This is a genomic window from Paenibacillus sp. FSL F4-0087 (genome assembly GCF_038020215.1).
Lineage (GTDB): Bacteria > Bacillota > Bacilli > Paenibacillales > Paenibacillaceae > Paenibacillus > Paenibacillus taichungensis.
This window is the reverse complement of the sequence record NZ_JBBODJ010000001.1, coordinates 1,668,820-1,680,340: the sequence shown is the minus strand read 5'-3', so window position 1 is coordinate 1,680,340 and position 11,521 is coordinate 1,668,820. Positions and strand designations below refer to the sequence as shown.

At 46.5% G+C, this 11,521-nt stretch carries 11 protein-coding genes; 8 read left to right on the top strand and 3 right to left on the bottom strand.

All coding sequences use genetic code 11. The annotated features are described in order from the left end of the window. Positions 1 to 217: 217 nt before the first annotated feature. On the top strand, positions 218 to 1,246 hold the full coding sequence (locus MHB84_RS07975; RefSeq protein WP_076290310.1) for a LacI family DNA-binding transcriptional regulator: 1,029 nt from the start codon (positions 218 to 220) through the stop codon (positions 1,244 to 1,246). 60 nt (positions 1,247 to 1,306) lie between these two features. Here MHB84_RS07975 and arr read toward each other — a convergent pair whose 3' ends face one another. Next, positions 1,307 to 1,723 carry an NAD(+)--rifampin ADP-ribosyltransferase gene (gene arr / locus MHB84_RS07970; protein WP_076290309.1) on the bottom strand — a complete coding sequence of 139 codons (417 nt, stop codon included), beginning with the start codon at positions 1,721 to 1,723 and terminating at the stop codon, positions 1,307 to 1,309. A gap of 241 nt (positions 1,724 to 1,964) precedes the next feature. Next, complete coding sequence (locus MHB84_RS07965) at positions 1,965 to 2,870, bottom strand: helix-turn-helix transcriptional regulator (RefSeq protein WP_076290308.1); 906 nt, start codon at positions 2,868 to 2,870, stop codon at positions 1,965 to 1,967. 187 nt (positions 2,871 to 3,057) lie between these two features. Here MHB84_RS07965 and MHB84_RS07960 point away from each other — a divergent pair, with 187 nt between their 5' ends. From MHB84_RS07960 to MHB84_RS07950, 3 genes are read left to right on the top strand one after another with little or no spacing between them, the layout of a single operon-like run. After that, entirely contained in the window at positions 3,058 to 3,699 is a 642-nt protein-coding gene (locus MHB84_RS07960) for a carbohydrate-binding family 9-like protein (protein ID WP_076290307.1), read from the top strand. A gap of 50 nt (positions 3,700 to 3,749) precedes the next feature. Beyond that, the gene (locus MHB84_RS07955) at positions 3,750 to 4,598 is read left to right on the top strand and encodes a sugar phosphate isomerase/epimerase family protein (protein WP_076290306.1); all 849 of its coding nucleotides are present in this window, start codon (positions 3,750 to 3,752) and stop codon (positions 4,596 to 4,598) included. 55 nt (positions 4,599 to 4,653) lie between these two features. Beyond that, on the top strand, positions 4,654 to 5,664 hold the full coding sequence (locus MHB84_RS07950; RefSeq protein ID WP_076290305.1) for a Gfo/Idh/MocA family protein: 1,011 nt from the start codon (positions 4,654 to 4,656) through the stop codon (positions 5,662 to 5,664). 94 nt (positions 5,665 to 5,758) lie between these two features. Here MHB84_RS07950 and MHB84_RS07945 read toward each other — a convergent pair whose 3' ends face one another. Continuing rightward, a complete protein-coding gene (locus MHB84_RS07945) occupies positions 5,759 to 7,405 on the bottom strand; it encodes a bifunctional metallophosphatase/5'-nucleotidase (RefSeq protein ID WP_076290304.1) in 1,647 nt (548 codons plus the stop codon). Positions 7,406 to 7,690: 285 nt separating this feature from the next. On the opposite strand from MHB84_RS07945, the gene MHB84_RS07940 reads away from it, so the two are divergent. The 4 genes from MHB84_RS07940 (at position 7,691) to phnE (MHB84_RS07925) (ending at position 11,278) form a co-directional block, all read left to right on the top strand. Beyond that, on the top strand, positions 7,691 to 8,641 hold the full coding sequence (locus MHB84_RS07940) for a phosphate/phosphite/phosphonate ABC transporter substrate-binding protein (RefSeq protein ID WP_411836508.1): 951 nt from the start codon (positions 7,691 to 7,693) through the stop codon (positions 8,639 to 8,641). A gap of 173 nt (positions 8,642 to 8,814) precedes the next feature. Then, positions 8,815 to 9,615, top strand: coding sequence for a phosphonate ABC transporter ATP-binding protein (gene phnC / locus MHB84_RS07935; RefSeq protein ID WP_076290303.1), 801 nt, complete (start codon positions 8,815 to 8,817; stop codon positions 9,613 to 9,615). Further along, a complete protein-coding gene (phnE, locus tag MHB84_RS07930; protein WP_083678986.1) occupies positions 9,612 to 10,475 on the top strand; it encodes a phosphonate ABC transporter, permease protein PhnE in 864 nt (287 codons plus the stop codon). Before phnC ends, phnE (MHB84_RS07930) begins: the two co-directional genes overlap by 4 nt. Then, the gene (phnE, locus tag MHB84_RS07925) at positions 10,472 to 11,278 is read left to right on the top strand and encodes a phosphonate ABC transporter, permease protein PhnE (RefSeq protein ID WP_063565946.1); all 807 of its coding nucleotides are present in this window, start codon (positions 10,472 to 10,474) and stop codon (positions 11,276 to 11,278) included. Before phnE (MHB84_RS07930) ends, phnE (MHB84_RS07925) begins: the two co-directional genes overlap by 4 nt. The last annotated feature ends 243 nt before the right edge of the window (positions 11,279 to 11,521 follow it).

The window sequence follows — 11,521 nt, the reverse complement described above, 5'->3', positions numbered from 1 at the left end:
TTAAAAGGATTAAAATTGCGGCAGTTATGGGGGACATCAAGCTCCCTGACTGCCGCTATTATTTTTATAAAAAACTGCGCCCGTGCACCATTTCATTGACTTCTGGCCAGTAGAAATATAGAATTATATTTGCCGCAAATTTGTGTTTGCAGAGATGAAATTGCCCCAATACGAAAGGGGTTTAAATACATAGGTAGAGGAAAGGTGGGGACTTCACATGGCAAAATTGAAGGATATTGCAGACCGCGTTGGTGTATCGATCTCTACCGTTTCACGTGTGATGAAGAACGATGTCAATCGATCAGTCAGCGATGAAACCCGCAAAAAAATATGGGACACCGCTGAGGAACTGGGTTATCGTTCACAGCGTCCGGCCAAGAAGAAAAAGGTCCAGCCCAAAACGGCATATGCGATCGGCTGTGTGGTGGCTATTCCTCAAAATAAATACAACAGTCCCTATTTTTCAGTCATTATGGAAGGGATTGAGAAGCAGCTTGCTGAAGCGGGCATGCGTCTGGAATTTGTTTACAGCATCGAAAACGATGGGGATATCGTGCAGCTGCAGTCTCTGGTGAAGGAACATCAGATCGATGGCATGATTGTGGTGGAACGGATTGATCCGGAAGCCTATCGCTGGCTCAAGGCCAATGTACGGACTGTTGTGGGTGTGGATATTACGGACCCGAACATTCCGGTCGTCGGTTATGATCGTGAAGAGGCAGCGAGGGAAGCAACGAATCATCTGATTGCCCAAGGTCATCGGATCATTGCCTACATTGGCGGAGCAGAATTCAAAAATGATTTTCTGGAGGAAAAACGGTTTCTTGGTTATCGCCGTGCCATGACGGATGCGGGATTATCTATTGATAATGACTGGGTGATCGACGTGAAATGGGATGTTTCGCTGAGTTATGAATTGACCAAGCAGGCATTTACCAACAATGCGAACAGACCTACAGCCATCTTTGCAGCCAGTGATATGATGGCGATTGCCGCCATGCGTGCTGCAACCGAACAGGGGCTCCGTATTCCGGAGGATATCGCCTTTTTTGGGGTAGATAATATTGAAATATCCGAATTCACCTCTCCGCCGTTGTCGACGATTCATGTACCCAAGCTGGAGATGGGCATGTTCGCGGTTAAACAGCTGCTCGATTATCTGGATCATCAGTATGAAGTGGCTGTCAAAATGACCGTCCCGTACCGCTGCATATTCCGCCAATCTTCCAATGGCAAAATAGAATAGCTATCAACCAAAGAGTTCCCTTGTCCTGATTTGGACGAAGGGAATTTTTTTGGTTAAGAATTAATCGTAGATCACATTTTTCCCTTCTTCACTTAATTTTTTTAAAGATGTAAGCATATGATTGATCTCTTCATCGGAGTGTCTTTCCCAGGAAGCTAATTCAGCTACTATTTTTAGAGGTGATTTAGATCTATATGAGCGTGTTGGGTTGCCGGGAAATTTTTTATCCGTTAAGTTAGGATCATTTTCAAAATCTCCTAATGGTTCTACAATGTAGATTCTTTCTTTTGCATTCGTTTTTGCTAATTCAGCACCCCACTTGGCAGCATTTAATGTTCCTGTAAAGTAAATATGGTTAGATTTTTTATCTTGGTAATTGGATAAGTATTGCGGCTCTAATAAATCTCCAATGTTCAGTTCTGCTTTAGTACCATGAAAAAAAGGCCCATTATCTAAGAGATTTTTTTGGTTATCCATACTGATGCACCTCTTTTTTTTGATTTGTATTTAGCAGTATAGTGTAGGAATCGCCCAAAAAACAGTCTATAAAAAACATAAAAAAAACGTTACAATATAAGTAGAAAGAATGATATTGAGCGGAAATTACCTATATAGGCTGAATTAAAGGGTATAGTTTGGCACGGAAAAATGAACCATTTGGATTAGCGATATTTCAAAAAGCATGGAGCAGACTGCACATTGGCAGGCTGCTCTTTTTTTATAACGTTCTGGACAATTTCCGGTATTCCCGGGGGGAAATGCCCTCATATTTGCGGAACATGCGGCTGAAATAATGAATGTCCGGGTAACCACTTTGTACACCGACAGCCTCAATGGAATGATCGGTTTCTCGCAATAGTTTGCGTGCCTCACTCAGGCGGATGGATTGAATGTATTCGTTGGGAGGCATGCCCGCAATCTGTTTGAACAATTTGGCCATATGATCCACACTCAGGTTCAATTGTTTGGCGATGCTCGAATTGGTCCACGGGTCGGAAGGGGCGGCCTCTATACGTTTCATGAGTTCGAGCAGCTTCTCTCCGTGTACCGAATCATGGCGTGACGAACTTCGCCAGGATGAACGCAGCAGATGGGTCAATATTTGCAGCATCAAGGCTTTGCATACCAGTTCATATCCCGGTGGGCGCATCGTAAATTCATGTACCAATTGCTCCATAAGCTGCACGGTAGCTGGAGAAGGGGTATACACCGGGTTGATGGATAGCGGCGTCATGCCCTCTGCGCAAGCTTCCACTGCGAATTTATGGTGCAGAACTGTCTCTTCGTTAACAACCATATCTGCCTCGGTCTGAATGGTCAATTCGTTGAAAAAATCAAAATGAATGCCAATGAAACGTGCTTCCGGGCTCGAAACCACCTCATTCTGATGATAGACCCCGGCGGGTAGCAAGATTAGCTGACCCGCCTTCAAAATATGGTGTTTATCGTTCATATAAGTTGCAGCTTCACCTTGAGAGACGTACAGAAGTTCAAAATCATACAAACGCCGCCTGGCCAGCTTACCGGGAGGAAGGCTCTGGAACTGAGCATAATGCACGTTGGGAGACCATTCCTTGTAAGTGACGGTGCGTTGCAGAGGATATACCCCTTGTTGGAGAGACATAAATCCCATCTCCTTTTTCAATGAGATTGGCACAAACAGATTTAATTAAAACTGAACGGAATTATGCAAATAATCTCTTTATCTCCTAAATAAATAATCACATAATTTATTTATAATATATGTATTATCACATGTCTTTACGAGAGAGACAACATCACGGATTAAGCTAAAAAAGGAGAGGATTAAGATGCGCTCTCTCCCTGTGGAACGGAGCCCGAGTTATTGCTGCGAACCACTTAGGTCAGTTGCACAGAGTGGATTTCCCTCGACTGCGGATTGGGAACGATGTGTTCCAGTGGAACTGGTGGACACGGTAACAGGCAGACCACCTCATCAATCCACAGAAGTCCGTTTTGGCTGGAGTCCCGAATACTTGCATATTCGCTTTGTATGCCAGGATGATTACGTTGTATCTGATTTCACGGAAAGGGATCAGCCATTGTACGAGCAGGATGTAGTTGAACTGTTCATTGATGAACAGGGCGATGGCAGGAATTATATCGAACTGGAGGTCAGTCCGCACAACGTAATATTTGATGCACTCATTCACAATAACAGCGAAGGTTCAGAATTGAAGGCAGATGTAACCTGGCAGTTGGAGGGGTTGCAAACGGCTGTAGAAGTGGATCCTCAGGGCCATCGGGTGTATGTGATCAATATTCCAGCGAGTAACTTCAAGTCGCCCCTGACTAAAGGCGTATGCTGGAGGGTCAACGTTTACCGTATTGATGAGAATGTGCAGGGAGATCGGGAGTATCAGGCATGGCAGCCCACGGGGGCTGTAAACTTTCATTTGCCTGCCCGGTTTGGTCATTTTCAATTAGGATAGCGATGCGATGCTGAAGAACAGGTTTTCATATTTTGAAGGAGGGTATTCGGATGAAAAAAGGGATTAACATATGGTCGTTTCCAGGAGATGCCTCTATTGCGGATTGTATTCAGACAGCGAAGCAAGCTGGCTTTGAGGGGATTGAACTTTCGCTTAATGGAGAAGGCGAGCTGAGTCTGTCTGCCACGGATCAGGAGGTACGTGATATTCAGGGACGTCTCGAAGAGGCCGAACTCGAAATCGCGGGACTTGCAACCGGATTGTACTGGGATTACCCGATGACGAGCGCCCGTCCGGAGATTCGCACGAAAGCACTGGATGTGTGTAAAAAACAGTTGGAGCTTGCCGCGGCATTTGGTGTGGATACCATTCTGGTCATTCCGGGTGCGGTTGGTGTGGACTTTATTCCAGACAGTGAAGTTACGGATTATGAAGTTGCCTATGAACGGGCACAAGAAGCCCTTGCGCATCTGCTGCCGTATGCGGAAAGTGCTGGAGTATCGATTGGCATTGAGAACGTGTGGAACAAATTCTTGGTGTCACCGCTAGAACTGCGTACCTTTATTGATTCTTTTAGCTCAGATTATATAGGTTCGTATTTCGATGTGGGCAATGTGGTGCAGAATGGTTACCCAGAGCAGTGGGTTCGCATTCTTGGTCACCGGATCAAGAAAGTGCACTTCAAAGATTACCGTCGTCAAGCGGGAGGACTTCATGGATTTGTGGATCTGCTGGCTGGAGATGTGAATTATCCGGCGGTTATGCAGGCATTACAGGATATTGGTTATGACAACTACGTTACTGCCGAGATGATTCCGCCATACACCCATCATTCGAAACAGATCATATTCAATACATCCAAAGCGATGGATGCTATTCTTGGACGTTCTCAGGGTTAATTACAGATAACAACGTTTATTCGATATAAAATCTATTTTTATGGGAGGTAAAAACATGTTAAAAGTGGGATTGATCGGTTTTGGGTTTATGGGACGTATGCATTTTGATAACTATGTACGCCTTGCCTCAGAAGGGGAACCCGTGGAATTGGTAGCCATCTGCGATCTGAGAATAGAGGAACTGAAGAACGGTAAAGCAGCCGGCAATATGGCGACAGAGCAAGAGGTATATGATCTCACACCTTATCGTTTGTACGACAACATCGACGCGATGCTAGAGCAAGAAGAACTGGATATCATTGATATTACGCTGCCTACGCCACTGCATGCTGAATTAACGTGTTCGTTGCTGGAGAAAGGTTACCATGTGTTGTGTGAGAAACCGGTTGCTCGCCATTCGGCGGAAGGCTGGAAGATGGCAGAGACGGCCAAAGAGACCGGGAAAACACTGATGATTGGTCAATGTTTACGCTTCTGGCCAGCCTATGCCTATCTGAAATCCGTAGTAGAAGACGGTCGTTATGGAGCGGTCAACGCAGGTTATTTCTTCAGGGGTTCAGGTTTGCCTCAAGAGTGGTTTTTGGATGGGGAGAAAAGCGGTGGCTGCATATTAGATATGCACATCCATGATGCGGATATTATTCACTGGGTGTTCGGCAAACCGGATCAAGTATCCACGCTGGCTCGCAACGTCATTCCGGGAAGTGGCTATGATACCGTGTCGACCAATTATGTATACCCTGACGGAAAAGTACTGAATGCCCAAGCTGACTGGACGCTGGGGGGAGACTACGGTTTCTCGATGACCTATCGCGTTAATTTGGAGCAGGGAAATCTGGTCTTTGAGAATGGCGAGCTGAAGGTAAATCCGAACGATGCTCCCGGTTTTGTCGCTGAGCTGTCACCCGACTCGGGATATTATCACCAACTCAAATATTTTATCCAGTCTGTTCAAGCAGGTACGCCTGTATCTGTATGTACACCGGAGAGTGCAACAGGCACGCTTGAGTTAATTGAAGCGGAGATGCGCTCGGCGGATGAGCGTGGGGCATTGGTTTCATTATAATAGAAAGAGCAGAACCTGTGATGCAGGTTCTGCTCTTTGCATTTCTGAAGTAGTACGACTTGTGGTAACGATTATACTCCTTCAATTACAGTAATTACTCAGTACGACCAACAACCCGCCAGTTATTCGCCTGCTCCACTGTTAGTGGTTGATGTCTGCGAATATAATCCTCCACCAGTGCCGCCATATCCGTGGCGCCTTCGTGAAGTACCTTTTTGCCTGGATACATCGCATAATCACCGCCACCTGCCGCGCGATAACTGTTCATCACGACAGAGTACTTCGCGTCCATCGCAACAGGTATGCCCTCACGTTCCAGCTTCACCACACGACTTCCTACAGGTTTGGAGATATCCAGCTCATATTCGACGCCCGCCCACATGTCATAATTATAATGCTGTGGTTTCGGCTGCATGTAAGCAGGATTAACGACTACTTCGCCTGAAGGCTCCATTTCAAAGTAACGCGCCGTTTGCTCTAATGCATCTCGAATGTCCTGACCCCGAAGCTCCAGCACCGTTAGTGTGTTGGGATAGATAAAGTTAGACAACACATCCCGAACGGTAATGAGGGAACCGAAACCGCGGGCTTCTTCGCTGAGTAATGCGGTATTTGAGATTTGAGCTCCCGTTGCTTCCATCTGCACCTTATGTACAAAAGCAATGAAGGGATGCGCCGCGAGCCGCAAGGCGGCAGGATCGGTGATGGATAAATCTCCGGCCACCTCGCCAATCGGTTGGTCCAGCCATGCCTGTGCTTTTGCTTCTAACTCGTCCGTCAGTTTCATAACAGCCGCATCGGGCTGAACATCACTATTCTCGTCCAAGAGCAGCAAGCTAGCCTGTTTTCCTGCAATCTGCCACTTTCCATTCGATAACCGGTCCAACTCAATGGATACATGACCCGCACCGTTCCCACTAAATCCAGGCTGAACCACGGTCACACCATGTATTTCAGCGGTAAGCTGACGGTGTTGATGTCCGGTAAGAAGAACGTCAATCCCATCAATGTCACGGCAGATGGAGTACGCCTGATTTTCTCCGGTTAACCGCTCAGCAGGTTCGCCTGTCTCCAGATCACTTTCAAAACCACCATGATAACTGACCACGAGCACATCCGGCTGTTCATGTTCACGAATATAGCCAACCCACGCACGAATAGTCTCCATAGCATCAAGGAACTGTAAACCTTCTATATTTTTCGGATGCTCCCAATTCGGAATATAGTGTGTCGTTGCGCCCAGCAAAGCAATTTTAACACCCGAAGAAAAAGTTTTGATCAGATAGGGAGGACCAAAGGCGGGTATGCCTGCTACAGGAGGTGCAGTGTGTGGTACCTCTTCGTCAGGCTTTCCTTCATTAACAATATTTGCAGCTAGCCAAGGGAAATGGGAATCTTCAACGGCTTTATGCAGCAAGTCCTGACCGTAGTTGAATTCATGATTGCCCATCACGGCTGCATCATATCCAAGTTCATTCAGAACATTAATGAAGGGATGCACTTCGTGATCTGAAACAAAGGACGCAGCATACGAGGCCAAAGGGGAGCCCTGCAACAGATCACCGTTATCCACGAGCAGCAGTTCGGGTGAACGTTCTCGTTCACGCCGGATCAGCGAAGCAAGCAAAGCAAGTCCGGCTGGGCGATAGGCATTGGTGTTGTAATGTATGGGACGAATGGCCCCATGAAGGTCACTGGTTACAATGATGTCGAAGTTTGCCGTAGTTGTTATGGATGTCATTTTACAATCTCCTCTATATATATAAGTTTAAACATATCAAATCACAGGTCATTCTGACGGTAGAGTACAAGGGAATTCACCATTTCTACTTGGATTATCAACCGTAATGAGGCTATTCTAACAGATCAAAGCCGCTCTGACAGCCTGACAGGAAACTTTACAAAACTCCAAATTTCGTTTCACATCGCGCAAATAATTGACGACTATAGTAGACAAGTAATGAAAAATAGAAACTCTTTGGAGGGTGTTCGCTTGAAGAAGTCTGCTTTATTTTTACCATTGTTGATTTTGGTTCTGTTTCTAAGTGCTTGTGGGTCTAACAGTAGTACAACAGGTTCGGCTAACGGGGCTGATACGAGCTCGAATTCATCCAGTACTGACACGGCAGAGACAGACAAAGCCGCTGAAGGTTATGTGCCGACTGAGTTGACTGTACAATTCGTTCCATCACAAAATGCAGATACACTCGAAGCCAAAGCAAAACCGCTCGAGAAGCTGCTGGGTGACAAATTGGGTATCCCGGTGAAGGTCAGCGTATCCACAGACTACAACACAATTATTGAAGCAATGGCTTCCAATAAAGTGGACGTAGGTTTCCTGCCTCCGACGGCTTATGTACTTGCCAAAGAAAAAGGCGCAGCTGAAGTTATCCTTCAGGCACAACGTTTTGGTGTAAATGATGAGACTGGCGCTCCAACTGAGGAACTGGCAGATTCGTATAAATCCATGATTATTGTGAAAAAAGACTCGCCGATCCAATCCGTTGAGGATTTGAAAGGCAAAAAAATCGCTTACCAGAACGTAACTTCTTCCGCAGGTTATGTATGGCCGGCAGCCCTGTTGCTCGACAGAGGCCTTGATCCTTTGAAAGATGTACAGCCAATCACGGTTAAAGGCCATGACCAAGGCGTATTGGCAGTACTGAACGGTGACGTTGATGCTGCAGCAATTTTCCAAGATGCTCGTAACACTGTAGCGAAAGACTACCCGACTGTATTTGAAGATACTCGTGTACTGGCGTTCACTGAGCCAATTCCTAACGATACAATCGCAGTACGTACAGACATGAATGCAGATTGGACAGCGAAGATCAAACAAGCGTTCATCGACATCGGTAAAGATCCACAAGGTCACGAAATTATCAAAGAAATCTACACACACGAAGGTTATGTAGAGTCTGATGACAGCAAGTTTGATATCGTTCGTCAATACAACGAAAAAGTAAAAACCGAGTAGTTTTCTATCAAAAGAAAGATCATTAATGATCACTTTGCATTGATTATCTTTTCATTGGATAACTTCATCGTATCAGCGGGCAGGCCAGTTCAGCGTGACATACGCTGCGCTGGCTTGTCCCATTACAGCGTGACCCTGCGAAATACCATATTAATGAAAGAAGGATTACTGCCATGATTGAGCTTCACAAAGTAACGAAAACATACGCTAACGGCACCAAGGGCCTGAATAATATTAATCTGAAATTTAAACAAGGAGAATTCATTGCCGTCGTTGGTTTGTCTGGTGCGGGAAAATCGACGCTTCTGCGTTCCATTAACCGACTTCATGATATCAGTGACGGTGAGATTTTGATTAATGGCAAGTCGATCACGAAAGCTCATGGCAAGTCACTTCGCATGATTCGCCGGGATATCGGCATGATCTTCCAGAGCTTCAATCTCGTGAAACGTTCCAGTGTGCTTCGTAACGTGCTTGCTGGACGCGTGGGATATCATTCCACGATGCGTACCATTCTGGGTCGTTTCCCAAAAGAAGATACAGAACTCGCATTTGGAGCACTGGAACGGGTAAATATCGCAGAAAAAGCCTATTCCCGTGCAGATCAGTTGTCCGGTGGGCAGCAGCAGCGGGTGGCTATAGCCCGAGTACTTGCACAGGAAGCCAAAATCATTCTGGCAGACGAGCCTGTCGCTTCACTCGATCCACTAACAACGAAGCAGGTAATGGATGATCTGAAACGCATCAACCAGGATCTCGGTATTACAACGATCGTTAACCTTCACTTTATTGACCTAGCCAGAGAGTATGCGACCCGTATTGTTGGATTGCGTGCCGGCGAAGTGGTGTTTGATGGTCCGGTATCCGAAGCAACGGATGAGCGTTTTGCAGAAATATATGGCAGACCTATTCTGGCAGACGAGCTGCTGGATAAACAGGCTGTACAGGAACAGCGGGGAGAAGTTCTGGTATGAAGCAACCCGTAAACGTATCGATAGATGGATCATTGCAGAATGAAACAGGAAAGGGAAAGCGTCCTGGCACAGGTTCAGGCTCGGCTGTCCTCCGTCCCAAACCACCGGGGCGTACCAAACATCTGCTCACGCTAGTTATCATTCTGCTGCTTTTGTGGGCAAGTGCCAGACAGACCGATGCCAGCTTCAGTGAGCTGTTTGAAGGTTTGCCCAACATGCTGGATTTGATGCGTGAGATGTTCCCGCCGCGGTGGAGTTACTTTGACAACATCGTTCAGGGCATGCTGGAGACGATCCGTATGGCTCTGATTGGTACAACGATTGGTGCGATCATCGCAATTCCGGTCTCGATTATCTGTGCAGGCAACTTAATGCCTAGCCGTTGGATCTATTATCCAGCCCGCTTTGTGCTGAACCTGATCCGTACCGTGCCTGACCTGCTGCTTGCGGCACTGTTCGTTGCTGTGTTTGGACTGGGACCGATTCCTGGTATACTGGCACTCGCCGTCTTCTCGGTGGGACTGATTGCCAAGCTGACCTACGAAACGCTGGAAACGATTGATCAGGGACCGCTCGAAGCGATGACGGCTGTCGGCATGAACCGGATTCAACTGATTGTTTATGGCGTGGTGCCACAACTGGCCGCCCAGTTTACTTCCTATGTACTGTATGCCTTTGAGATTAATGTGCGTGCCGCTGCCATTCTCGGATTGGTGGGTGCAGGGGGCATCGGGCTGTATTATGAAGCAACTCTTGGATTCCTGGAATATGACAAAACGAGTGTAATCATTCTGTTTACCCTTGTCATTGTTCTGATCATTGATTATGTAAGTACTAAGCTGCGGGAGAAATTGTTATGATGAAAAATGAAACAAGCGTAATCCGGCGCAAACCACGGAAGAACCCGCTTCGCTGGGTCATTGTAATCTTGCTTATTCTTGTGTACGCTTGGGCACTTGCCGGTGTACCGTTCACCGGTTTGAAAGAAACCGCTGGTCAGATCATGAAGGCGATTGTCGCCGGGATTTTCTCCCCGGATTGGGACTTTGTTTATCTGCCTGAGGGTGAGGATTTGCTGCGAGGACTGCTGGATACGCTGGCGATCTCGGTGCTGGGTACCGTCATTTCCGCTGTACTGTGTATCCCGTTTGCATTCTGGTCTGCCCGAAATATGAGCAGCTTCCGTCCTGTATCGGGTACGGGCAAAATGGTGCTCAGCTTTATCCGTACGTTCCCGGAGATTATTATGGCTTTGCTGTTTATCAAGGCGGTGGGTCCGGGTTCCTTCGCGGGTGTACTCGCCCTTGGACTGCATTCCATCGGGATGCTTGGTAAACTGTTCGCTGATGAAGTGGAAAATATTGATTATGGTCCTTCTGAAGCGTTGCTCGCTTCCGGGGCGACTCGTATGCAGCAGCTGTGGTTTGCTGTACTGCCACAGGTTTTACCTGGATTCCTTAACTACACGTTGTATCGGTTCGAGATTAATGTGCGTTCCGCAACCATTCTGGGGGTGATCGGGGCAGGAGGGATTGGTACACCGCTGATCTTTGCACTCAGTACTCGGAACTGGCCACGAGTAGGGATTATCCTGCTGGGGATCATCGTGATGATCACGATCATTGATCTGATTTCGGGATACATTCGCAAGAAGCTGGTGTAGAGAATTGAAAGTAAAGTTTGCTTGCTAATAGAGACGAATAAAATAAAGAACATGATGGATAAGTTTCCATCCATTATTGATTTATCGGAAGAGCAGCCCATGCAATAGCAGGTGCTGCTTTTTGTATTTTATAGGAAGTTAATATCAGCAAAATGTTGAGTCTATATGAAATCACTGTTTTAGAAGTAGACTCATCTTATGATAATGTATAGTTATAAATTTAGTAATGGAGGTAAATTGTGA

Coding starts and splice junctions, on each gene's coding strand:
- MHB84_RS07945 (WP_076290304.1), bottom strand. CDS start 7,405: ATGACATCCATAACAACTACGGCAAACTTCGACATCATTGTAACCAGT.
- phnE (WP_063565946.1), top strand. CDS start 10,472: ATGATGAAAAATGAAACAAGCGTAATCCGGCGCAAACCACGGAAGAAC.
- MHB84_RS07950 (WP_076290305.1), top strand. CDS start 4,654: ATGTTAAAAGTGGGATTGATCGGTTTTGGGTTTATGGGACGTATGCAT.
- MHB84_RS07975 (WP_076290310.1), top strand. CDS start 218: ATGGCAAAATTGAAGGATATTGCAGACCGCGTTGGTGTATCGATCTCT.
- arr (WP_076290309.1), bottom strand. CDS start 1,723: ATGGATAACCAAAAAAATCTCTTAGATAATGGGCCTTTTTTTCATGGT.
- MHB84_RS07955 (WP_076290306.1), top strand. CDS start 3,750: ATGAAAAAAGGGATTAACATATGGTCGTTTCCAGGAGATGCCTCTATT.
- phnE (WP_083678986.1), top strand. CDS start 9,612: ATGAAGCAACCCGTAAACGTATCGATAGATGGATCATTGCAGAATGAA.
- phnC (WP_076290303.1), top strand. CDS start 8,815: ATGATTGAGCTTCACAAAGTAACGAAAACATACGCTAACGGCACCAAG.
- MHB84_RS07965 (WP_076290308.1), bottom strand. CDS start 2,870: ATGTCTCTCCAACAAGGGGTATATCCTCTGCAACGCACCGTCACTTAC.
- MHB84_RS07960 (WP_076290307.1), top strand. CDS start 3,058: ATGCGCTCTCTCCCTGTGGAACGGAGCCCGAGTTATTGCTGCGAACCA.